Here is a 23,836-nt window from a genome sequence, read left to right as displayed (position 1 = left end):
TGCCTCAGCTTTGTTGCCCGTGACCTTTCGATTAAAGTTACACTTTATCGAAAGGTTACGGGCAATGAAGATGGCGTGCGGATGGGCGCCCCGAAGGGCGGCTGGTGAAGGTTATCTTCAAGAATTCTGCTGCAATTACAATGTGAGTACAGCGGGATATATCCAAAATAAGAGTCCAGCCGTCACGGATTCAGATTCGGTGCTTTTTGCCCAGCAATGGTCACCAGACCGAGGTAGCCGTCAACGGTCAGCATTTCGCCCGAGCGGATCAGGCGAGTGGCATCCGGAACCCCGGTGACGCAGGCAAGACCATACTCACGGGCGATGATGGCGCCGTGGATCAGCATGCCCCCTCTTCGTTCGACAAGACCAGCGGCCAGGGGAACGACAAAGGTCATGTTCGGATCAACAGCATCACAGACCAGGATTTCCCCGGCCTTGAAGGAGCCGAGATCAGCCGCTTGGCTGATCACCCTGGCCGGGCCGACACCCAGACCAGGCCCGGCAGGCTGGCCCACCAGTTGCCGAGCCTGCAGCCGGGTGGAATCTAATCCATTGAAACCGGCAACCGCGGGATCCTGGCCCGGGCTGGCGGCAATCCTTACCGTATCCCTTGCCGCCGGATTCACCAGTGCCGCCAGTTCCGGGATGTCCGCATCCTGCAGGCGCCGGGCAGCCTCATTCCTGGCTTCCTGCAGCCGTTGCGATAATCGGCCGATATACAGATTGTCATTATCGCGAAGCCGATAGCTGGCTCGGCCTATTGCCAGGATCTCGCGGGCGAAGTCCTGTTTTTCTGGTGGGAAGGAGGTCAGAAACTCTGCTTCATCAGCCTGCCTGGAGCGAGTGGGAACCGGCGATGCTTCAGCCATCTCCAGGAGCAGGACTGTCAGGGGATCAGCACCGGCCGCCATCCCCTGTGAAGCGAGGGCAGGATCGCCGAAACGATGGGTGAACTCGGCCAGTGCGACAGAAAAAGACGCAAGAGGGTCGGGCTGGCCCCCTTTCCGCAGATGAGCGATCAGAGCAGGGTCATTGCGCAGCATCTCGGCCAGCTTCAGCAAAGCCTGATTCCTCTCTACTGCCAACAGACCGGTATCACCTGCGAGGAGATCAAGAAAAGCAAAGGCATCCTCTGGTCGCAGTTGATCGTTGTACACCTGGCCAAAGAGGCGGATCCCATGAGCCATGGGGATGCAGAGCTGCCGATACTGTTCCTGCCAGTTTTCAAGAATCCGCAAACGTTCCCTGATGGCAGCCGCCAAAGCGGCATGATCCAGGGAAACGAGATCAATGGCCGCCAGATGGGCAGCCTCAGCAGCCATTGCCGGCAGGGTTTCCTCCTCGATGGTTCGGCGCAGACCTTGCAGTGAAGCCAGGCTGCGATGCAGGCTCAAATACCAGGAACGTTCACCATCGTCCAGGGCTGCGGTCGAGGTGGTTATCGGCCGCGATTGCAGCGTTAAGAGCGCATCCTGCGCCAGGGTCCACTCGAGATCCTGCGGTCCGGCAAACAGGGTCTCGGCCTGCCGCAGCAGGGCCAGCACCCGGGCGGCGGTGGCCTCGGTGAGCGGCGTTGCTTTCCGCTGCTCGGGGGCAAGCGGCACCAGAGCGACGCCGGTACTGGCAGGTCGACAGGCATGGGTCCGCGCAGGTGTGTGCCGTTCGATGATTTTTCCCGTGAGGGGATCGAGCAGCAGCCGATCGGGTTCTATATCGCCGTCGACCAGACCCTGATTCAACCCCCAGACCGCCTCGATCGCGGCCAGATCCTCCCGGCCCGGGCAGCGGCTGAAGGCCACTCCCGAGCAATCTCCCGCCACCAGTTCCTGGACAAGGACCGCCATGGCACTGCCGGCAGGGTCCAGGCCCAGTTCCTGGCGATAGAGCAGGGCGCGGTCGGACCAGAGGGAGGCCCAGACCAGTCGCAGGCTGTCGAGCAGGGCTGGCAGACCATGGACATTGACAAAGGAGTCATGGAGACCGGCGAAAGAGGCGGCAGCCGAATCCTCCACCGGGGCGGAAGAACGAACCGTCAGCGGCAGCCTGATCAAGTCAGGGGGCAGGCACGCCGAAAGGTGGTCAGTCAGGTCGGGTGGCAGGGGCGTATTGAGAAAAAGATTACGGATCCGCAGGCCCAGATCCCAAAGCTCCTCCCAGCGCATGTGTGCAAAAGATTTCCGTTCCAGCAGGAGTGGCAGCCGCTGCCGCAAGCCAGTGGCATCGAGATACTGTTCATAGGTCGCGGTGGTGATGCAGACGGCTTGGGGAACAGGGAGACCGGCGTGGACCAACCGGCCCAGAGCCTTGGCTTTACCGCCGACCAACGACACGGCAGCGGCGGGTACTTCCCTCAGGGCCAGGCAGAGCGGCTTCATGCGGTGAAATGAAATTCCATGACATTCTGAAAGCGGGTCACCAGATAGATGTGGTCGACCTGCATTTTAAACAGCGCGCAACTGGGTGCGGTCACGAAATCCGCCAGGTGGGGATGTTTGTCGAGATAGATGGCCAACCCCTTTTCCCGCTCGGAATGCTCTGTTTCGAAGGCTGATCCGATGATCGTGGCTGCGGCGGCTTGTCTGAAGTCGGCAACCTGGTTACTCCGATTATCCATGAGCAGAGAAATGTGCGGGTCCCTGCTCAGGTTTGCCCATTTGCGGGTAGCGCGGGGGGTGGCGAAATAGAGGGTGCGCAGGTCTTCTGTCACCGCGACGGCCACCAGGTTGACATAGGGATGGGAGCCTCCATTGGTGGCAAGGACCGCCAGAGGTTGGCTCCGACAGAGTTCCCGGGCGATGGAAAGTTGTTCAGCGGTGGGGTTCATCAGGCTATGGTACCTCTTCAAGGATGGTTTTAATTCGTTGCGCCGCCAGACGACAAACCACGAGGTAAGGAGCAGCCAGCAGCGGGACCTCAAAGATCACTCTGGTCATGTCCGGTGCAACGGGTTCGACACGGTGCCCGGTGGCCGGAATACCGGCAACACGCCACCGCCACTGCTCATTGCTGATAAAGTGGGTGATCCGGAAGGGAAGCCAGAGACCGATGGCGGTCCGCACCCGGCCGGTCGTCCTTGGACCAATGCAGCGCTCTGTGCTCTCGACCCCTATGATCGAGGGGCCCCACTCAGGCCACCGTCGGGTATCGATCAGCAGTTCCCAGGCGGCAGCGAGCGAAGCCCTGACCTCAACGGCGGTTGTCAGCTGCATCAGCTCTCCTCAAGGGGGTGAGGTCAGGTGGAGCAGGGAAAAGCGCACTCCCTGCCGCGGATTGGCGACAACCGGCGGTCTCTGTTGCGGAAAATAGACCCGGACAAGAGCCCTATGCTCACCGGTTGAGGATGTTTTCAGCCGCCTCGGGTCAGCGGGCTGCGTATATCCTTAGCAAAGTGATTGTAAGGCAGGTCGGCGGGAAAAACAACAGGCACTTAACTGAATGCCAGCTAAGTGCCTGTTTTTATGGTGGGCCGTTAGGGATTCGAACCCCAGACCAATTGATTAAGAGTCCGAAAAATTGGGCTTCACTGGCCGTCACGCTTCTTAATTTAAAGCGTTCTTGTATATTGACTTGTATTTGGATATCTTGTATTTTAACCTCACATATTTTCATTCTTCATCCCTCTTCTTAACTCAAAAAGTTGGGACTATGTTGGGACTATGTTGGGACAGAATTGGGATAGGTTGTGAGGTGACCAAATGGCGAACAAGTGGATCAAGACAGATATCAGTGGCATCAGGTATCGGGAACATCCGACCAGGAAACATGGGGTCAAGCGGGATAGATATTTCAACATCCGGTTCCAGGTGGGTGGGAATGCCGTTGACCAAGGGGTCGGATGGGCATCGGAGGGAATGACTCTCCACAAGGCCGCATTGCTTATGGCGGACCTCAAGGAGGAATTACGCCTCGGTAAGGGTTCGGGTAAACTTGCTGACCGGCAAAAGGCCCAACGAGAAGCTGAGGAGGCTGCAAAAGCTGCCGCCTTGGAGCAGGAGAGGCTTACAGTCTCTTATGAAACCTTCTATCGCGAGCAATATGAACCCTTACTTGTACACAAGAAACCGAGCACTGCCAGGGGAGAACGAATCCTCCAGCGTCTCTGGGTGTTGCCTGTGATTGGTAAAAGACCCATCAGAGAGGTTGGCGTATTGGATATCGAACGGGTCAAGCAAGGGCTCGTCAAGGCAGGGCGCGCACCCAGAACAATAGAATATACTTTTGCCGTCATCCGCATGGTGATCAATGTTGCCATCCAGCGAGGGTTTTATGTCGGTCAAAATCCTATTGCTGCGGTGAAAAAGATGAAGTTTGACAATAGACGGACCCGGTTTCTTTCCCATGATGAAGCGGAAGCATTACTGATTGAGATCGCAAAGCGTAGCATGACCATTCATAACATGGCTCTCTTGGCTTTGCACACAGGCTTGCGCCTGAGTGAGATATGTGGGTTGTGCTGGTCTGATGTGGATTTGACCCACAATGTGCTCACGGTTCGTGACACAAAATCTGGAAAGAACCGCCACGTTCCCATGACCGAACGGGTTCGGAAAATGTTCCAGCATATTGCAGAGGAAGCCGGTACCGGGGCCTTGGTTTTCCCCAGCCGGAAAGGGGAGTTGCGAAAAGGACCGATCAGTAATTCCTTCGATAAAGCTGTTGATGCTCTGGGATTCAATGAAGGTGTCACCGACCGGAGGCAGAAGGTTACTTTCCACGTATTGCGTCACACCTGCGCAAGTTGGATGGCTATGGCCGGGGTCGAGTTGTATTCGATAAAAGAGGTCCTGGGGCATCAGTCGATTCAAATGACGGAGCGATACAGTCACCTCTGCCCGTCTCGGTTACGTGCTGCCATCGATACGATGGAAAATGCTTTAAACGCTCAAGACAAAGTGGTCTCCATCAGAAGGACTCAGCATGGCTGAGAAAGGGCAGGCAACACAGAATCGCCGCTGGTCCCGATCAAGGAGTCTCGAGCGGACTCTCACTGTGGCATCGTTACTGGCCCGGTACGTTTATGAGGACCTCACTGCCTTCAGTCTGGTTAATTTGCTTGATGAAATGGCAAAGGCAGTTGATGTGGATAACTGGGTGGATGTCACCGCCAGCCCGGCCATGGTCGCCTTGAAAAGTGCACCGAAGGCCGAGCGGATATGGGCATGCCATGACTATCCAGAACGTCCTTGGGTTGCAGGAAGCTTGGATGCAGGTCTTACCTATCATACGCTTTCTGAACTCTACGATGCCCGGAAATGCATCAAAAATACCGTGGAAAGTATTCACAGTAATATCGAAGCCGGGCGTAGATTGTATGATGGTTTGCAGAATGATCATCGCTTGCATGATTTATTGGGTAAATGCGAAGCTCTCAAACCTGGAAAGGTGATTTTCACCAGTGAAGAAATTGAGGAGAGAACAGTCCTGGCACAAGAGAAAGTATATGGTTACGACCTGTTCCAGGTTGAGGCAATCGTTTCGGCTTTGCTCCGTGAGTTTCTTAGGATTGGTGCAGGAAAGTACCTTTCCCGCTGTTCAACCTGTGGGCAATTGTTTCTGCCCAGAAGGACTGACGCCAAAACTTGCTCAACTCGTTGTCGTAAAAGGCGCAGTCTGGAGCGGCAGGAAGGATAGAAGGGCAGCGGGGGGGAGAGTTCAGATCGTTTTGCAGGTTCCAATAGACCGCTCGCTCTATGCACAGAATAGCAAGCTATCCCTTGACCACAGAGACATAACCTTCTGAAAATATGTGTATGGCCAACCAATGATGCTAATGGGCCCCCCTGGGGCCCCTCGGGGGGTGTATGGGGGATGGCCCCCCGGGGGTGCTGCCCACAGTTCTATCGATGGTCGATCCACATTCTGCGGGACGAAGTCCTGACCCGCAGAATGCGGGTACCGCCAGGAGGCAAGAAAGATATTGAACTCTCTGCCCGGCTTCTGTATATATACAACAGCGCCGATTTGGATACTCAGCTTGCGGGCGCTTAATAAATACTGCTAAAAGAGGGCTCATCAGAAACAAGCAATAGCCCGCTTTGGCCGTCAAGCTGAAGCGGGCTTTTTTTGTGTCCGGCAATCCGGGCGTCGCCGATTTAAGCAACAACTTGCGGGGCGACTGATAAATGCTGCTAAAGCGTTGGCCCACTGACCTGCTCTGTGTGGCGCCATGCGCACACTCAACACTACAGAGCAGAGGAGAAGTGAGCCATGTCAGATCCCACCTTATCAATTGACCGTGAAATCTCCGGTCGCCCCTACCTGTTCACCTCGGAATCGGTTTCTGCAGGACACCCCGATAAACTCGCCGACCGGATCTCGGACACCGTCCTGGATGCTTTCCTCGAGCGCGACCCGACAGCCAGGGTGGCCTGTGAAACCTTCCTTGCCGACAACCTGGTCGTCCTTGCCGGTGAGTTCCGTACCACCCCGCCGGGTCTGTGCGACCTCATCCGGGAAGCGGCTCCGAACCTGGTCCGTCAGGTACTGCGGGACACCGGTTACGATAGCACCTTCCCGGGGATCGATCCCGATCGCTGTGAGATCCTGGTCAGATTCAACCAGCAGTCGTCTGATATCTCCAGGGGGGTGGACCAGGACGACCGGCTCGGTGCCGGCGACCAGGGGATGATGTTTGGTTATGCCTGCAAGGAAACTCCCGAACTGATGCCCCTGCCGATCATGCTTGCCCATCGCATGGTGCAGCGGCAGGCAGACCTGCTCAAGAGCGGCAAGATCCCCTGGCTGCGGCCGGATGCCAAGAGCCAGGTCACCGTCCGCTACCGGGGCCACCACCCCCTTTCGATCGAGACCGTGGTGTTCTCCACCCAGCATACGGAAGAGATCAACCTCGATATCCTGCGAAACGAAGTGCTGGAGCAGATCATTGTGCCGGTCATCCCCAAGGACCTCCAGCAGGGGATGCGGACCCTGATCAATCCCACCGGACGATTCACCATCGGCGGACCCAAGGGTGATACTGGCCTGACCGGCCGTAAGATCATCGTCGATACCTACGGTGGCGCTTGCCCCCATGGCGGCGGTGCCTTCTCCGGCAAGGACCCATCCAAGGTAGACCGGTCCGCCGCCTATATGGCCCGATATATGGCCAAGAATATTATCGCCGCCGGCCTGGCAGACCGCTGCACGATCCAGATCGCCTATGCCATCGGGATGGCGGAACCGATGAGCCTGTTCGTTGATACCCACGGAACAGGAAAGGTCAACGATACCACCATCGAGCAGGCAATCCGGGCGGTATTCGACCTGACCCCGGCGGGAATCATCAAAACATTGGACCTCTGCCGACCCATCTATGCCCAGACCGCCGCTTATGGTCATTTCGGCAGGGATGGCCTGCCATGGGAGCGGACCGATCGGGTGGAGAAGATCCAGCGAGTTATCTCCATTGAAAAGGAGGGCTGCCATGCCTGATCAGATGAATGTTCAGGCCACAAGCTCCCGGGGCGATCATGCGATTATTGGGTGTCCGTACCCAGGGGCACAGGAGAACCGTGGCACCCCCTTGCTGGACCTGGGGCAGCAGGGCATTGATGACCAGAGAGATCAGGGCCGAAGTCTGGATTTGACCCCAACGTGCGGCCCAGCCATATCCGTGAATCTGGTACAAAGGAGATAATATGAATCGAAGAACCTTTTTGAGAACACTTGCCTCTCTGGGAGTGACAATCACCCTTCCGTTGGATTTACTCAACGCCAGTCAAGAAGAAGTGGATACGGCTTGGCATCACGCGAAAAAAGCATGGGACCTGTTCGAGGTTGATGCACATGGGACCCTGTCCTATGCGAACTTCACTGCACCGCGATTACGCCGAGAACTGTACTGGTATTCCCGTGTTGAGGATATCGATTGGGGCGCGTTTGAAAGAAGCTATGCGCTCGAAGAAAGGATCAAGAATTTATATCACCAAGAGCTTCTTCTGGCAGTACAGCGCAAGCCTCCGGCAAGCGGTATGAACAGGGAGGCGTTGGAAGAACAGGTGGAGGAAGAATGGTATGATTGGTTCGAACAAGCCGATGGCAAGGACCGTGAAGCAATCAATGCCTAGATCGAGGCCTGGCTGAACGAGGAGCCTGACTGGGATAATGAATGGGAATTCTTCTATAAGACAGGAACTGCGCAAGGGGCTGCTTATGAACATTTCCTCTCGGAGAACAGGACGATGATGAAGGATCTTGGGGTTGTGATCATTGAGGGAAGTTGTCCGGGCAGCAGCTATTTTGCCGCCGAGCTACGTATCTCGATCGATGAGGCCAATCGGATTGCCGAACAAAATGGCTATGCTCTCCGGTTCATCGCCGAAGGTCCGGATTGAATCCAGACTTGTCCGCAGTAGGCTGCCAGGGGTCCTGCGTTAAAAAATATGCTGAGGGGTATGGAGGTGTCCTCATACCCCTTGGCAATCCCCTGGTCGCTGCAATCGATGCGATCTGCGACCAATACAAAAAAGGAGGATTATCCCTTGAAAAAGCAAGAGAGCAAGTTACCGAGCTGGCCGGAGGAATCAACCCCCCAAGCTGGTATGGATCCAATTATTCGCAGTCTGGTTCAGTACCGGACTCCAGTTTCCTTGCAGAATTACCTGGACCTCGCGTTCGACGGGACGAAGCTGGAGGACCTGCCGGCCGAGCAGAGGGAGTCGATACCGCCCTTCCTCCTCGATCCAAAGGCGAAACCCTTAGATCCCTCCGATCCCTACTACGAGGAAATCCTCGAGTTAATCGACGACAATCCATTGCTTACGATCGAAAGAGCAAGAGAGTATCTGGACGCGATGTACTGATCTACACCCCCAAACCCGAGCTGGTCAAACAAATAGAACAGCTCGGGGCAACCCCCTCCTCCTATATAGAGACCACGGACGGCAAGGCTTTCCGTGAGGCCATGGTCTCCGCCAGCAATAAGTATTTTGCTGCTGTTGAGGTCAAGCCCCTTGAAGAGTACCAGAGTGGGGACTACCGCCTCTTCCTGACCGAGGACTCTACGAGCACCATGGGGCGGTATATTTAGTTTTGGGTCAGCATGATGATTGTGATATTATCATTAACAAGTGATGTGCCACGATAATGAGATGGTTGTTTCGGTGTCAGGTGTTTGCCATCTGACTGAGTTACCCAGAAACTAAATACTTACCTGTTATCCATACAAGGAGCTCCGATGCCCGTTATTTTTCAGCCTTGGATAGGAAATCTTTACAGAGCCAATAATCGTTTTGGGGTGCGCGTTCTTGTTCTCGGAGAATCGCATTATGGAGATGAAGCGGAAACTAGGCCAACAGTGACAACCGAAGTTGTACGTCGGCTTGCTCAAGGTGAAAGACATTCCTTTTTTACCAAGGTCTCTAAGGTCTTGCTCGGGCTTGATAGGAATACCTGGCTAAATAACGAGGCACGCGGCGAAGTATGGGAACATATCTCCTTTTATAACTATATCCAAGGTTTTGTCAGCACCGATCCAAGAGTGCGACCAACAGCAGATATGTGGGAGAGTGCAAGGGAACCTTTTCTTCAGATTATTCGCGATCTCAATCCTCAACTGATATTGGTTCTTGGTATAGAACTTGGCAGAAATATTCGAGCAGTATCTAGTGACATCGAAGTATGTGTAATACAGCATCCTTCAACTGGATTCAGCTATGAACAATGGACTAGAAGGTTTCTGGAGGCTTTGGAGCGAGCAAGAGCAAGCAGTTAACGAATAAGGTTAGACTGTGCGAGCGCAGCGAGCCACAATCTGAAACCGTTTGTTGGGCAAGCCCGGTGGTCATCTATAGAAAAGAGCTTTTTGGTGCCGAGAGGGTTGAATCAGGCGATGGGGTGGCAGGAAACAGGAAGATGGCCCTGTTCCGTTGTAAGCCGGCACTTGCCCCTCCGGTACTATCGTGGCTTTCTCTTGCATACCCGACGCCTCCGGCTCACCTGTGGTTGTACCGCAGCGGCCATGGCCGGTGGCAGGACAATCCTTATTGCGATAATCACCATGGCCCCCAGCAGGGCGGACAGGTGATTTGCCGGTCGTGGCGCTTCAGGTTGTCTGCCAAACCCCGCCAGGTTGCGATCCGCAAGACCACTTGTTGGAGAGGAGAGAGCCATGCGACCTGGCCCGCCATGACCCCCGGTGAGTTCATGTAGCATGAGCAGGGAGAGGAAGTACTCGGTTGTGACGGCCCTGACCCGGTCTTCTCCGTTTTGGTATGGCCATACCGGAAAGTGACCATGCCACCCCGGCACTGCAGAATATCGTGCTCGCGAATGACACCCCGTTACAGGTAACGGCCAAAACAGCCATCCTGGAAGAAGTCGTTGCGGATATCAGCTCGATGGAAGGGGTGGCCCACGCACAAGTGTACAAGTACGACACGGTCGTGCTTGGTAAGGAGGATTACGATGGCTTCATTGATCGACGAGATGCCCGAGAAGATAGCGAGGTTGGAGGCCAGTCATGGTTCGGACAACCCATTCGTCAAGGACTTGAAGCGGCAGTACGCCGCTATGAAGGCCAACCAGGGCAAGACAGCGGAGGAGGTGTACAGGATGCAGGCGGTCCAGTTTCCGGATCAGCAACCGAAAGCGAGTTCCTCTTCCAAGCCTCAGACCAAGGAGGAGATCGACAAGGAAGTGGACGAGAAGCTGGACGCGTGGCTGAACAAGGGGATTTACGAAGCCGCCAAGAATCAGTGGACGGAGGACTCCCCCTCCGAGCAGACGGACGGGTTGGACTCGTCCACTTCGGAAAGCACGAAGGGCTCGAAACCCTAGATCCCAACTACCACGGGACGGGGATCAAGGGCGCCGAGGGGCGCCGCAAACAGAACGACCCAGGTAATTGGGTCCCACGCACATACTTCGGGATCGAGGAGGAATTGGCGGCCAAGACAGCCATCCTGGAAGAAGTCGTTGCAGACATCAGCTCGCTGGAAGGGGTGGCCCACTTTACGCCGGAACCTGTGGTTCATTTTCACTGGAATATGCACCTTTTGTCAGCTACTCCCGGCATGGCGATAGATTGGGAAAATCGTGCGCTAGGGAGCGGAGCCTTTCCAAAGCAGCACTCCTGGGAAGTGGTCGGCATTGAGCCCCCATATAGCTTCAGGCCCCTGATATGACAGCTTTGAGGTATTTAATTTTGGGTCAGCATGATTGTTGTGATATTCTACAGCTAGAAAATGATATGTCAGGAGATGGCTGTTTTCGGTGCCAAGTGTTGCCTGGTGCCGGTGGTTACCAGTAAATATATTACTTGTTAGCGGGTGGGTTTGATGGATACCGTCGAATTAGCAATTCAATCTGCACTGGAAGCCATTCCAGAGAGATCTGAGACTGAACAATGGCAAGGGGAAAGACCGTGGTCCGTGGCAGTGAAAGCCGCAATTGTTGGAGTTGGCAGGGAGTTCGGGTGGCTGACAGCGGCAAATGGATGTGAAACGGACGAAGGGAAGGAATGGCTTTACGACGTTGTTTGGTACCAATCTGATCGTGCGGACCACATGACCGATGTTTCACTTGTCGCGGAAAGCGAGTGGGGCGGCGAGAATGCAATCAAAGAAGATTTCGAGAAGTTGCTCGTCTCACGTTCAAAATATCGAGTGATGATATTCCAGGTGGATTCAGACGAAGCGGCACTGAGGCTTTTCCAGAAAATGAGACTATGGATCGCAAAGTTTCATCGAACAAATGTAGGGGACAGGTACCTACTTGCCGGATGGGTGAACAACCATTGGAAGTTTGATTTGCACGTTGAATAGCCGGTTCAAACGAGTTCCGGGAAGAGGCTGCACGATTGGTACTGGATCACGCAATGTTTACCGGAGAAGCTGCTCAGCGGCCCTCTAGACACTACCATGATTGAGATCATCGGGCGAAATCATGCAGCCACTTATCTCTTGATTTCACTATTGTTACCCGTTAACTGTAAGCGCTGCGTATCACACCTCACCCTGATCAACCTCAGCGGGGATCATGGAAAACCTTGGTCGACGGTGCCTGTCACAGGCGTTGTTAACAGAAATCAGTTTTTGTTACCATGCCCGACCTCTTTGAAACGGAACCAATAAAGTGCCAGCACCCCACCTTTCCTCACCATCCTTCCCGGCCGCCAACTCCGCGCTGACAGATTTTGGCATGAAATTCTCCCATGGTGGTGCACATGTCAGCCGAACCATGATGCTGGCAGAGCTTGATCTTTTGTTGGCTGCGGTGCCTGTTGGGTCTGATATCTCCGAATATCACGACGCTATCCAACAAAGCAACGTGCTGAACAAGAACACGGAGAGTACCCGGCAGAAATCGCTGCGCCATTTACGTGAACTCTACGCCATTGATGAAAGGGTCCCACTCTTTGGTCTTTTGCGTAAACTCCATGCCATCGATGCCACCAGCCTGGCCCTCCTTGCCTTTCAGGTCGCCTGGGCTCGCGATCCTCTCCTGCGGGCCACAACTCAGCCGATTCAGGAGGCAGCTGAAGGCGACCGGATAGAAGTCATCAGCCTGGCCCAGGCGGTGGGAACCACGTTTCCCGGTCAGTATTCAGAACTGAACCAAAACAAGATCGCCCGAAACGCTGCATCCTCCTGGACCCAGTCCGGCCATCTCAGCGGCCGAACCAAAAAGATCCGTCAGCGTATCAAGCCCACTCCCGTTATGGTGACCATGGCCCTCTTCCTTGGTCACATTGCCAGCTACCATGGGGCAGCCGTTTTTGCCAACCCATGGTGCACCCTCCTTGACCTTAACGCCGACCGAGCCAGAACCATCGGGCAGGAGGCCCATCGCGCCGGGCTGCTCAACCTGCGGGTGGTCGGAGAGGTTGTTGAAGTGAGCTTTCCACTCCTTGCCGCTTATGAACCTGAGGTATCATGAACAGAATTGACCGTCTCCTTGCCAACTACTCCCGGCAGGTCGCTCTGCCTTGGTCAACCAATATGGCCGGCAAGCAACGGGTCTGGTTTGCTGTATATCCACCAGATGAAGAAAGACGGGTACGTGCCCGCCTGCCCCAGTTTGAGGCGGCAACCCTTGGTGCAGGCCACGGCTGGACCACCGTCGATCTCACCGGTCTGCTACCGGAGTGGCTGGGGGCGCACGACTACCGTGAAGGTATCTTTGCCGAACCTGAGTATTTCACCGTCAGCATCGAAATCGAGGACCTGGCTGTCGATCGGGTAAGGCTGGCCTGTACCGGTGAAGATGTCACTGCCGACAGTGTTGTCGCCGTTACCGGCCTGGCCGCGCTGTTTGACTTTATGCGAGTCTCCAGCCTGATCGAGCGGGTCGAGGACAGTGTCCTTGGTCGTCTGCTCATTATGTTTCCCGGGGAATATGCAGGCCACATCTATCGTTTCATGGCCGCCCGTGACGGATTCAACTATATGGCCGTCCCGATCACCTCAACCACCAGCTTTATTGACCCATGACTTTATTACTTTCCAACCGCGAACTGTACTTCCGGGACCCGACCACCCTCGAACTCCTCAATAACGGGGTCTCAAAGGTTTCCGAAATCGGTGAAGATGCCGGCCAGATCAGGACACTCCGGTTTGAACTGCAAAACTTCGTCTGTGATGGGGAATATGCCCGAGGGTTGGAGCGGATCCTTAAAGCTTACCTGGACGGCCTGGGCAAGGCCGAACAGAGCGCTGCCTGGGTCAGTGGCTTTTTCGGCAGCGGTAAGTCCCACCTCGTCAAGGTCCTCCGCTATCTCTGGGAAGACTACCGCTTTGCCGACGGCGCCACCGCCCGGTCACTGGTGACATTACCCGCAGAGGTATCGGACCTGCTCACCGAGCTGAGCAGTCGCAGCCGGCCTCTGGGCGGGTTACGCGCCGCCGCCGGCACCCTGGGCGCGGGAAGCATGGACAATGTCCGCCTGGCCTTTATCCAGTTGGTGCTGCGCGCCGCGGGCCTGCCGGAAAATCTGGCCCAGGCCAGGTTCATCCTCTGGCTGCGCTCCTCCGGGCTGGAAAACAGGGTGGCGGATGCACTGCAACAACAGAATCGCCAGTTGGGCCGTGAAATCCTCAGTTTGAAACTCTCCGTGCCCCTGGCAGAGGCCCTGGTCGCCGCCGAGCCGAAGTACGCTACTGCCGCCAATGCCCAGGCGGCTATTCGTGACCAGTTCAAGGACAACAATTTCCCAACCATCGATGACACCCTGGATATCATCAAGCAGATATTCGGCCAAGACGGGAAGCTGCCCTGCACCCTGATGGTGGTCGATGAGGTCCAGCAGTTTATCGGGGAAAAGATCCAGCGCGCCAACGATGTCCAGGAGATCGCTGAGCATTGCTGTACCGACCTGGGCAGCCGCCTGCTGATCGTTGGCACCGGGCAGTCGGCCTTGAACACCACCCCCAGCCTGCAACGCCTGCAGGCCAGATTTGCGGTGCGTGTGCAACTCTCCGACACTGATGTCGAAAGTGTCATCCGTAAAACTGTGCTGCGTAAAAAGCCTGAGCAGGAATCAGCAATCGCGTCCTGCATGGAGGCCAACCAGGGTGAGCTGGCCCGCCACCTGCAGCACACCCGCCTGGCGGCAACCCATGAGGACGACAAACACCTCGTCGTCGACTACCCACTGCTGCCCACCCGCCGCCGGTTCTGGGAAAAGGTGTTGCGCAACACCGACCACTCCGGCACCAAGGCCCAGTTGCGCACCCAATTGCAGATCGTTTTTGAAGCAACCAGGCAAACCGCCGCCTCATCGCTGGGCACGGTGGTCCCGGTCGATTTTATCTACGACCAGATCTGCACCGATCTCATTAATTCCGGCGAACTGGAACGGGAATATGATGAGATCATCAGGAAACAGCGGGACGGGACACCAGAGGGTGCTCTTCGTTCAAGCCTCTGTGCCGTGATATTCCTGATCGGAAAATTACCCCGCTCGCCAGGGGTTGATGATGGTGTGCGGGCCACGGCCGAAACCCTGGTCGACCTGCTCATCACCGACCTGAAAAACGACCGCCCCCGGCTTGAACAGCTAGTCCCCAGGCTACTCAAACAGATGGAGACCGAAGGTCACCTCATGGCAGTTGAATCCGAGTACCGTCTTCAGACCCGTGAGGGGGTACTCTGGACCCATGATTTCAACCGTCGCCGTGCCGCCATCTTGGGCGACGACCAAAGGATCAACGCCCACCGGGCGGACCTGCTCCGCAACGGGGCCAAGCAAGCCCTGAAACCGGTTTCACTCCAACAGGGCAGCTCCCTCCAGCCGCGCAAGCTTGCCTTTGAACTTTCCTCCGGCCGACCCTCCACCAGCAGCGATGAGGTCACCCTGTGGCTCAGAGACGGCTGGAGCGACGACGAAAAATCGGTGATCAACGATGCCCGGGCGGCCGGGATCGACAGCCCGATGCTTTTCGGCTACCTGCCGCGTCTCCACCATGAGGAATTGAAACAGGCCATTGCCGCGTACCTTGCCGCCCAGGAAACCCTTGACAGTCGAGGCCCCGCTGGCAACCCGGAGTCCATTGAGGCACGCAAGGCCATTGAGACCCATCTGGAGGTTGCCCAGCACCGTATCCAGGAACTCCTTGGCCATATCATCGCCAGCGCCAAGGTTTTTCTCGGCGGAGGGCAGGAGACCAGTGGTATTGAGCTGGCCGATAAGGTCCAGGATTCGGCCGAAAGTGCCATGGTACGGCTCTTCCCGAACTTTTCCGAGGCCGACCATGGCAACTGGGGCCAGGTTGTCAGCCGTGCCCGTACCGGCGACGTTGCCGCCCTGGCCCAGGTCGGCTACCCGGGCAACCCAACCCTCCATCCGGTTTGCCGCCGAGTGATCGACTTTATCGGTGCGGGCAAGAAAGGGAAGGAGCTGTATGCGCATTTTCGTGCCAACCCCTATGGCTGGCCCAAAGATGCCATCGATGGTGCCTTGTTTGTCATGCTGGTAGCCGGCAATCTCCGCGCTACCCTCAACCACCAGCCGGTCCAGGCTACCCTGCCACAAAACCAGGTGGGCGTCGCCAGCTTCTATGTCGATGTCCCCCCGCTCAATGTCCAACAGCGGCTCGAACTCAAGGCGCTCTTCCAGAAGGCCGGAGTCGCCACCCAAAACGGCAAAGAGGCCGAAGCTGCCGGCCTGTTCCTGACCAAACTACTTGCCTTGGCTGAGTCTGCCGGCGGCGCTGAGCCCCGCCCGGCAATTCCTGAGACCAAGGATATCCGCGCCCTCCAGAAGCTCAGCGGTAATGCTCAACTCCTTCAACTCCATGCGCTTAAAGACGACCTTACCGCCAAGCTGGCTGCCTGGAAGAAAAGCGCTGAGGCCATAAACGCTCGCTGGCCCAAATGGGAGCGCCTGCTGATTTTCCTGGGGTTTGCCCATGGCCTCCCGGAAGCCGAGGCCAGCAGCAAATCAATTGCTGCCATGAAAACCGGTCGCACCCTGCTGGCCGATCCCGACCCGGTGCCCGAGTTGACCAAACAGCTGACCAATGCTCTGCGCCTTGCCCTTGGCAAACTGCAGGATGAACTTGCCGCCGCTTTTCTGGCAGGAGAGAAAAAACTGGCCGCCTCCCAGGCATGGAAAAGCCGGACAGAGGAGCAGCGTAACAAGCTCATTGCCACCTGTCAGCTCACCCCACCGCCCAGGGCCGCTCTTGGCAGCGAGGACGAGATTCTTGCCGCCCTGCAGGCTCAAGACCTGGCTGACCGGCGCAACCTGCTCGACGCCATCCCCCAGCGTTTTTACCGGGCCCTGGCTGAAGCTACGAAGCTGGCCAACCCCCAGGCAGTACGGGTCACCCTGCCCAGTACGATCATCAACACCCCGGCTGAACTTGATCAGTGGCTTGCCAGGGTCCGCCAGCAGGTGGAAGATAAACTCAAAGACGGCCCGGTACACATATGACCAGTCTCGCCACCCCATTGCGCCGCCAGTTGGAGGGCGCGGTCAAACAAGCCCGCAAGATCGCCGAGGCCGGAGCCCATCATGCCCTGAGAGCCCTGGCTGTCCATGAACCTGATCCCTACCGGCACATGGATGAGGGGCAACGGAACCTGCGTCGTCGGCTCCGTGCCCAGGGCAGGCAGCTCGGAGATGGCGAGAGCCGCAGTAAGCCCGGCAGCCATGAGATCCGCCATCTCGCCGAAAAGCTCGCCTATGACCAGTGGCACCGAATACTCTTTGCCCGCTACCTGCTGGAGAACGATCTGCTGATCTCTCCGGAGCATGGGGTTGCGGTGACCCTGGACGACTGCGAAGAACTGGCACCATCACTGGGGTTGAAAGATTCCTGGGGAGTGGCAGCCAGTTTCGCTGCCAAATCCTTGCCGGAGATCTTCCGGGCTGATGACCCGGCCGGGGCAGTGGAGCTCTCGGTCAATGACCGCAAACCCCTGATTGATCTGGTCACTGGCCTGCCTGCCGAGGTGTTCACCGCCAGTGACAGCCTGGGCTGGTGCTACCAGTTCTGGCAGGCGGAGAAAAAGGACGAGGTCAATGCCTCCGGCAATAAGATCGGTGCCGACGAACTGCCGGCGGTGACCCAACTGTTCACCGAGCCGTACATGGTCAGCTTCCTGCTTGACAACTCCCTGGGGGCCTGGTGGGCGGCAAGGCGACTCTCCGCTGCCGACCTTAAAAACGCCAGCAGCGAAGAAGAACTACGCCAGAAAGCCGCCATCCCCGGGGTGCCGCTCGAGTACCTGCGCTTTGTGCGGGTGGAAGACGACCAGCAGGATAGCGAGACTGCCACTGCTGAAGGAACAGGCAGCAGCGGACGCTGGGTACCGGCAGCCGGAACATTTGCAGGTTGGCCAGAGCAGCTGGCTGACCTCAAGGCTCTTGACCCCTGCTGCGGTTCCGGTCACTTCCTGGTGGCGGCATTCCTGATGCTGGTACCGCTGCGCATGGAGCGTGATGGCCTCTCGGCCCAGGCTGCGGTGGATGCCGTGCTGCGCGAAAATATCCACGGTTTGGAGCTGGATCAGCGCTGTGTCGAGTTGGCCGCCTTCGCCCTCGCCCTCGCTGCCTGGAAGTTCCCAGACGCTGGCGGCTATCGGGTGTTACCGAAGCTGAATGTAGCCTGTTCCGGTTTGTCGGTAAGCGCCAAGAAAGAGGAATGGCTAGCACTGGCTGGAGATAACACTAATCTGAGGATAGCGCTCGAAGAGCTTTACAAACAGTTCAAAGACGCACCGGTCCTGGGTAGCTTGATTAATCCCGAAGCAAGCTTGGGCAAGGGATCGCTGTTTGAGTTGAAGTGGGAAGAGGTTGGTCCGTTGCTGACCCAAGCATTGGTAAATGAGAAGGATGTCGAAAAAGCCGAGATGGAGGTTGTTGCAAGAGGTTTGTCAAAGTCTGCAGAACTATTATCGAATCAATATAAATGGGTGATTACCAACGTCCCGTATAAAAAAACTGGAGAAATGGTTGAATCTATCGATGAATTTCTCTCAAAAAGCTACCCGGCTGCGCGAAGGTCCTTAGAAACGTCTTTTTTAGAAAGATGTACTGAATTCTTGGTTCAAGATGGGACATGCTCTGTTGTTCTTCCTCAAAATTGGTTGTTCCTTGGTGGTTATAAACAATTCCGAAAAAAATTACTTAATGAATTATCTTGGGTAAGTATAGCTAGGCTTGGAGCAGGAGCATTTGATACAATTTCTGGCGAACATGTGAAGGCAATACTTCTTACTGTAAACAACCGTGCGCCCAAAAAGTCGACCAATCATGAAACTGAATTTTTCTTTGTGGATGCAGAAACCGACAAGGATCCGGGAGCCAAGTCATTTTCAATAAAATCACAAGCTATTAATTATTTAGATCAAAAGAGCCAACTTGACAACCCAGATCATAGAGTGGTTTTGGGCGATTCCATTAGAGGTAATTTGCTATCGGAAATTTCACATGGAGTACATGGGCTAAACACCAAAGACTCTCTTAGGTTTATCAAAAACTTCTGGGAAATTTATTTGCCCCAAAAGGATTGGGAATATGGACAAACTACCGTTGTAACTTCAACTCATTTTGGTGGTTTCGAGATTATTTATCACTGGGAACAAGGTGTCGGCCATCTGTCAAGTTTGGCGGAAAAAGGAAAAGCTATTTTGGCTGGAGGCATAGCTTGGGGAAAGAAAGGAATCAGCGTTCGGCAGGTAGGTCATTTGCCATGCTCTTTATATCAAGGCACAAAGTTTGATCAAAATTGTGCGTCCATCGTGCCAAATAATGAGAGCACGCTGGATGCAATTTGGTGTTTCTGTTCTTCACCCGAATACAATTTAGCTGTACGCCGAATTGACCAAAAACTGAATGTCACCAACTCCACCCTAGTAAAAGTTCCCTTCGACCTCGACCACTGGACTAAGGTAGCCAAAGAAAAATACCCCAACGGCCTCCCCAAACCCTACACCGACGACCCCACCCAATGGATCTTCCACGGCCATCCCGGCGGATCGGTGATCTGGGATGAAGAGAAGAAATGGACCGCCCACGGCCCGCAGCGCACTGACGCCACAGTGCTCCAGGTGGCGGTCGCCCGTCTCCTCGGTTACCGCTGGCAGACTGAACTGGATGCCAGCATGGAGCTGGCCGATGAGCAACGGGAATGGGTGGAGCGCTGTGAGCCCTTGCTGCCCCATGCCGACCATGACGGCATCGTCTGTCTCTTCGCCAGCAAAGGAGAGGCCCCGGCTGCCGAGCGACTGCGCACCCTCCTGGCCCAGGCCCTGGGCGACTACGATCTCACCGCCCTGCTTGCCAGCTCCGGCTCCAAGGGCAGTAAATCAGAAACACTGGAGTCCTGGCTACGCGACGAGTTTTTCGCGCAACACTGCATCCTCTTTCATCATCGCCCCTTTATCTGGCACATCTGGGACGGGCATAAGAGTGGCTTCAGTGCCCTGGTCAATTATCATAAACTGACCCACGCCAACCTGGAAAAGCTCACCTATGCCTATCTTGGCGATTGGCTCCGCCGGCAGCAGGCAGCCGTTGACGCCGGAGAGGCCGGCAGCGACGCCCGCCTGCAGGCCGCCAGGATGCTGCAGGAGCGTCTCAAACTGATCATTGAGGGTGAACCTCCCTATGACATCTTTGTCCGCTGGAAACCGCTGGCACAACAGGCGATTGGCTGGCAACCCGATCTCAACGACGGGGTCCGCCTGAATATCCGCCCTTTTCTCGCCGAGGATATCCCCGGAGGCAAGAAGGGCGCCGGCATCCTCCGGGCCAAACCCAACATCAAGTGGGATAAGGACCGCGGTAAGGAGCCATTTCGAAGCAAAACCGATTTCCCGTGGTTCTGGAACTGGGATGGCAAGAGCCAGGATTTTCCAGGGCATGGCAAGGAGCCGGACGGTAACCGCTGGAACGACTGCCACTACAGCAAAGCCATGAAACGAGCCGCCCGGGGAAGCCGACCATGAGCGCCAGAAAAGGCACCAGCAGCCCCAGTATCGAAACGACAGCTTCCAAGCCAGGCACGGCTGGCGTGGAGACGGCCGTCCCGTTGACCCTCCTTACCGACCTGCGGGACCTGATCAGCACGACCCGGCAGCGGGTGGCGCAGGGGATTAACTCCGCCCTGGTCCTCCTCTACTGGCAGGTCGGGCAGCGGATCCGCACCGACATTCTCGAGGAGAAACGGGCCGGCTATGGCGAACAGATTTTCTACGCACTGAGTAGAAAATTGACCCTGGAGTTCGGCAGAGGCTTCTCTCAGGCAAATCTTTTCCATATGGTCCGTTTTGCGGAGGTGTTTCCAGATGCAGAGATAGTGCATCAGCTGAGTGCAAAATTGAGCTGGACTCACCTACGCCGGATCATCTACCTCGACGACCCGCTCAAACGAGAGTTCTACACCGAGATGTGCCGGGTCGAAGGATGGAATACCCGGACCCTGCACCAGAAGATCCAGTCAATGCTCTATGAGCGGACGGCCCTGTCGAAGAAACCGGACCAATTGATTGCGGCTGAGCTGCAACAATTGCGCGAGGAAGACAGACTGACACCCGACTTGGTCTTTCGCGATCCCTATCTCCTCGACTTCCTCGGGCTGCAGGACACCTTCGCCGAAAGGGACCTGGAGGCGGCGATCCTGCGTGAGATCGAGGCCTTTATCCTCGAACTGGGTGTGGGTTTCTGTTTTGTCGCCCGACAGAAAAGGATGCAGATCGATGGCCGAGACTACTTCCTTGATCTGCTCTTCTACCACCGTAAATTGAGCCGGCTGGTGGCCATCGAGTTGAAGGTCGGGGATTTCGAGGCTGCCGACAAGGGACAGATGGAACTCTACCTGGGCTGGCTGAAACGCTACGAAACCGAACCAGACGAGGCGGCCCCACTGGGGATGATCCTCTGTGCCGGTAAAAGCGCCGAGCATGTGGAACTGCTGGACTTGGAGAAAAGTGGCATCCATCTGGCCAGCTACCTGACGAAGATATTACCGAAAGAGCAGCTTGAGAGAAAACTGCATGAGGCGGTCCGCCTGGCCCGACAGCGACTCCAGGCCATTGATAGTCAAGAGGAACCCCAGCCATGACCGACACCCCCGCCCAACGCCTGGTCACCACCCTGCGGTCCACCGCCCAGTCCTACGCTGCCGGTGACCAGATCCCCCCCTGCGTAGTGTTGTGGGCCGACCCGGATCGCCTATGGAAATCGGTCATCCCGGAGTTGCAGGTGCTGCTGCCGGAGCTCTACCTTCTTGGCAGCTATTCTCCGGAGAAACGCACCGGGCCGGCACTGTGGCTGCGCTGTATCGAAGCCCGGGCTGTTGACGCCGCCCCTCCGGCCGGGACCACGCCGATCTTCTACTTGCCGGGCATAAGCCGGGAGATGCTCCGAGCGGCCGAGGATTGCCCGCCGGAGCTCGCTCCCCTGGTGGAGCTGCAGTATCGCGGGGCGATGTGGCTGAACGTCAACCGCAAGGAGTGGACACCCCATACCTTCCTGATCTCCAAACACGGCGGACTTGACCTCGAGGTTGCCAAAGACCGGGCAACCCTGGGCGCCTTGGCCGGGGCATTATCCAAACTGCTCAATGAGCCCTTGCCCCAGCTCCAGGGCCGCCGTCTCGACGCCGATTTCTTCAACGGTCTGGTGGCCCCTGATGCCACCGGCCTGCTCCTGCGCTGGCTGAGTGATCCGGAGATGTTCCAGCAGGGACGAACGAACGCTGAGTGGAGAGCTTTTTGCCAGCAGTGTAAGAGCGATGCTGGGTTTGATCCGGTTAAGGATGGTCCACTCAGGGCAGCGGGGTTGCTCACGACCAGGTTGAATTACTGGGCCAAGGTCTGGCACCGCTATATCGAGGCCCCGACCAACTATCCCGGGATCGTCGAATGGCTGAAACGAGCCACCCCAAAACAGCCAAACATGTTTGAGACCGCCGAGGTCTCGCCTGGGTTCAACGAGCGGGATGAGCAGGCCCTGCACCGGGCCCTGGAGGCCTTGGTGGATCGACCACAGGATGAGGTTATGCAGCGGATTGCCGATTTGGAAAAGCAGCATGGAGTTCGCCGCAGCTACCCCTGGCAGAAGCTTGGCCTCAGCCCGTTGGTAACCGCCCTGGAGCCCCTCGCCCAACTGGCCGAACTCTGCAGGAACGTGCCTGGTGCCCCGTCTCCGGACAACTATGCCAGGCAGTACGCAGAAGAGGGCTGGCGGGTCGATGCGGCTGCCCTGGCCACCATGGCTGCCTGTGACTCTCCGGAGCAGTACGGGGCAGTTCTGGGCGTATTACGGGCCGTCTACCTGCCATGGCTGGAAGAATCCGCTCGCCACCTGCAGCAACTTATCCATACCAAAGGGCCGGCAACGGAGAAAAGGACAGAGCCAATCGAACCTGCTCCCGGCCGGCTGGTGCTGTTTGCCGATGGCCTGCGGATGGACGTGGCGCAGCAGCTGGTTGGAAAATTGTCGGCTGCCGGGATTGAATGCAGCCAGGACTGGGAGTGGTCAACCATCCCGACAGTAACCGCCACCGCCAAGCCCGCGGCAGCACCGATTGCCGGCATCCTCCAGGGTGATAAACCCGGTGACGAATTCGCCCCCCGCCTGATCGCCACAGGCCAGACGTTGACCCAGGATCGTTTTGTGGCGGCTCTCAGGGAGCGCGACTGGCAGGTGTTGCAACCGGACCAGACCGGTGACCCAAACGGGTCAGCCTGGACTGAGGCAGGGGCTCTTGATAAACGTGGCCATACCGAGGGTTGGAAGCTGGCCCGCAGTGTCGACGGCGAAGTTCGCGATCTAGCCAGCCGGATTGGCGCCCTCCTGCGGGCCGGCTGGACCGAACTGGTAGTGGTCACCGATCATGGCTGGCTCCTGGTACCGGGTGGCCTGCCAAAAGTCGAGCTGAAGGCCTTCTTGACCGAAACCCGCTGGAGCCGCTGTGCCGCCCTGAAGAGCGATGCCCACGCCGATATCCAGGCCTTTACGTGGCACTGGAATCCCACTGTTATGATGGCCAGCCCCCCCGGTGCCGGTAGCTTTTTCGCTGGTATCGAATATGCACACGGCGGCGTGTCGCTGCAGGAGATGGTGATACCGGTGCTGCGGATCCAGTCTGCCCCGGCAACGCCTGGTTTGGCCCGGCTGCAGGGAGCAAAATGGACCGGGGCAAAATGCCGGGTAACAGTTGAGGGTCAATACCAAGGAGTAAAAGTAGATGTCCGCACCAGCCTTTCCGACCCCAACAGCTCACTGCTGGCGGATAAGCAGGCGCGCGAACTCACTGCCGAGGGCAAGGTTTCGGTTTTCCTGGAAAACGATGCCGACATCGGCCGCAAGGCTGATATTGTGCTGCTGGATTCGTCCGGGCAGGTGATCCACTCCCTGCCCACCACCCTGGGACAATAGACT

19 protein-coding genes are annotated in these 23,836 nt (G+C 56.7%); 16 read left to right on the top strand and 3 right to left on the bottom strand.

The window, feature by feature from the left end:
- Positions 1 to 182 precede the first annotated feature (182 nt).
- Genes JWG43_RS03850 through JWG43_RS03840 form a run of 3 tightly spaced genes read right to left on the bottom strand, consistent with a single transcriptional unit; the run spans position 183 to position 3,212 of the window.
- Entirely contained in the window at positions 183 to 2,378 is a 2,196-nt protein-coding gene (locus tag JWG43_RS03850; RefSeq protein ID WP_205241493.1) for a PEP/pyruvate-binding domain-containing protein, read from the bottom strand.
- Entirely contained in the window at positions 2,375 to 2,827 is a 453-nt protein-coding gene (locus tag JWG43_RS03845; protein WP_205241492.1) for a pyridoxamine 5'-phosphate oxidase family protein, read from the bottom strand. Before JWG43_RS03845 ends, JWG43_RS03850 begins: the two co-directional genes overlap by 4 nt.
- A gap of 4 nt (positions 2,828 to 2,831) precedes the next feature.
- The gene (locus JWG43_RS03840) at positions 2,832 to 3,212 is read right to left on the bottom strand and encodes an SRPBCC family protein (protein ID WP_205241491.1); all 381 of its coding nucleotides are present in this window, start codon (positions 3,210 to 3,212) and stop codon (positions 2,832 to 2,834) included.
- 774 nt (positions 3,213 to 3,986) lie between these two features.
- On the opposite strand from JWG43_RS03840, the gene JWG43_RS03835 reads away from it, so the two are divergent.
- The 16 genes from JWG43_RS03835 to pglZ all read left to right on the top strand — a co-directional run bounded on the left by JWG43_RS03835 (position 3,987) and on the right by pglZ (position 23,833).
- The gene (locus tag JWG43_RS03835) at positions 3,987 to 4,928 is read left to right on the top strand and encodes a tyrosine-type recombinase/integrase (RefSeq protein WP_205241490.1); all 942 of its coding nucleotides are present in this window, start codon (positions 3,987 to 3,989) and stop codon (positions 4,926 to 4,928) included.
- Between the two features lie 64 nt (positions 4,929 to 4,992).
- Complete coding sequence (locus JWG43_RS03830; protein ID WP_205241489.1) at positions 4,993 to 5,634, top strand: hypothetical protein; 642 nt, start codon at positions 4,993 to 4,995, stop codon at positions 5,632 to 5,634.
- Positions 5,635 to 6,210: 576 nt separating this feature from the next.
- A complete protein-coding gene (metK, locus tag JWG43_RS03825; protein WP_240193364.1) occupies positions 6,211 to 7,434 on the top strand; it encodes a methionine adenosyltransferase in 1,224 nt (407 codons plus the stop codon).
- Between the two features lie 206 nt (positions 7,435 to 7,640).
- Positions 7,641 to 8,069: a hypothetical protein gene (locus JWG43_RS03820; protein ID WP_205241488.1), complete on the top strand. Its 429-nt coding sequence runs from the start codon at positions 7,641 to 7,643 to the stop codon at positions 8,067 to 8,069.
- A gap of 114 nt (positions 8,070 to 8,183) precedes the next feature.
- Positions 8,184 to 8,336: a hypothetical protein gene (locus tag JWG43_RS03815; RefSeq protein WP_205241487.1), complete on the top strand. Its 153-nt coding sequence runs from the start codon at positions 8,184 to 8,186 to the stop codon at positions 8,334 to 8,336.
- Between the two features lie 147 nt (positions 8,337 to 8,483).
- Entirely contained in the window at positions 8,484 to 8,804 is a 321-nt protein-coding gene (locus tag JWG43_RS03810; protein ID WP_205241486.1) for an ACP S-malonyltransferase, read from the top strand.
- Between the two features lie 374 nt (positions 8,805 to 9,178).
- Positions 9,179 to 9,715, top strand: coding sequence for a hypothetical protein (locus JWG43_RS03805; RefSeq protein ID WP_205241485.1), 537 nt, complete (start codon positions 9,179 to 9,181; stop codon positions 9,713 to 9,715).
- A gap of 692 nt (positions 9,716 to 10,407) precedes the next feature.
- Entirely contained in the window at positions 10,408 to 10,779 is a 372-nt protein-coding gene (locus tag JWG43_RS03800) for a hypothetical protein (protein ID WP_205241484.1), read from the top strand.
- Between the two features lie 104 nt (positions 10,780 to 10,883).
- Complete coding sequence (locus JWG43_RS03795; RefSeq protein WP_205241483.1) at positions 10,884 to 11,126, top strand: hypothetical protein; 243 nt, start codon at positions 10,884 to 10,886, stop codon at positions 11,124 to 11,126.
- A 153-nt stretch (positions 11,127 to 11,279) separates the two neighbouring features.
- Entirely contained in the window at positions 11,280 to 11,765 is a 486-nt protein-coding gene (locus JWG43_RS03790; protein ID WP_205241482.1) for a hypothetical protein, read from the top strand.
- A gap of 310 nt (positions 11,766 to 12,075) precedes the next feature.
- On the top strand, positions 12,076 to 12,879 hold the full coding sequence (locus JWG43_RS03785; protein ID WP_205241481.1) for a hypothetical protein: 804 nt from the start codon (positions 12,076 to 12,078) through the stop codon (positions 12,877 to 12,879).
- Complete coding sequence (locus tag JWG43_RS03780; protein WP_205241480.1) at positions 12,876 to 13,433, top strand: hypothetical protein; 558 nt, start codon at positions 12,876 to 12,878, stop codon at positions 13,431 to 13,433. Before JWG43_RS03785 ends, JWG43_RS03780 begins: the two co-directional genes overlap by 4 nt.
- Positions 13,430 to 16,876 (top strand): BREX system P-loop protein BrxC, encoded by a 3,447-nt coding sequence (gene brxC, locus JWG43_RS03775; RefSeq protein WP_205241479.1) that lies wholly within the window; start codon positions 13,430 to 13,432, stop codon positions 16,874 to 16,876. The genes JWG43_RS03780 and brxC overlap by 4 nt, the downstream gene beginning before the upstream one ends.
- Before the next feature lie 128 nt (positions 16,877 to 17,004).
- Positions 17,005 to 20,397: an Eco57I restriction-modification methylase domain-containing protein gene (locus tag JWG43_RS03770; protein WP_240193363.1), complete on the top strand. Its 3,393-nt coding sequence runs from the start codon at positions 17,005 to 17,007 to the stop codon at positions 20,395 to 20,397.
- A complete protein-coding gene (locus JWG43_RS03765) occupies positions 20,394 to 21,512 on the top strand; it encodes a PDDEXK nuclease domain-containing protein (RefSeq protein ID WP_205241477.1) in 1,119 nt (372 codons plus the stop codon). The genes JWG43_RS03770 and JWG43_RS03765 overlap by 4 nt, the downstream gene beginning before the upstream one ends.
- The gene (pglZ, locus tag JWG43_RS03760; RefSeq protein WP_205241476.1) at positions 21,509 to 23,833 is read left to right on the top strand and encodes a BREX-1 system phosphatase PglZ type B; all 2,325 of its coding nucleotides are present in this window, start codon (positions 21,509 to 21,511) and stop codon (positions 23,831 to 23,833) included. Before JWG43_RS03765 ends, pglZ begins: the two co-directional genes overlap by 4 nt.
- Positions 23,834 to 23,836: the final 3 nt, after the last annotated feature.

The organism is Desulfobulbus alkaliphilus, from assembly GCF_016918545.1.
In the GTDB taxonomy this organism is placed as follows: Bacteria; Desulfobacterota; Desulfobulbia; order Desulfobulbales; family Desulfobulbaceae; genus Desulfobulbus; species Desulfobulbus alkaliphilus.
The sequence above is the reverse complement of the archived record's forward strand: the minus strand, read 5'-3'. Positions and strand labels throughout refer to the sequence as shown.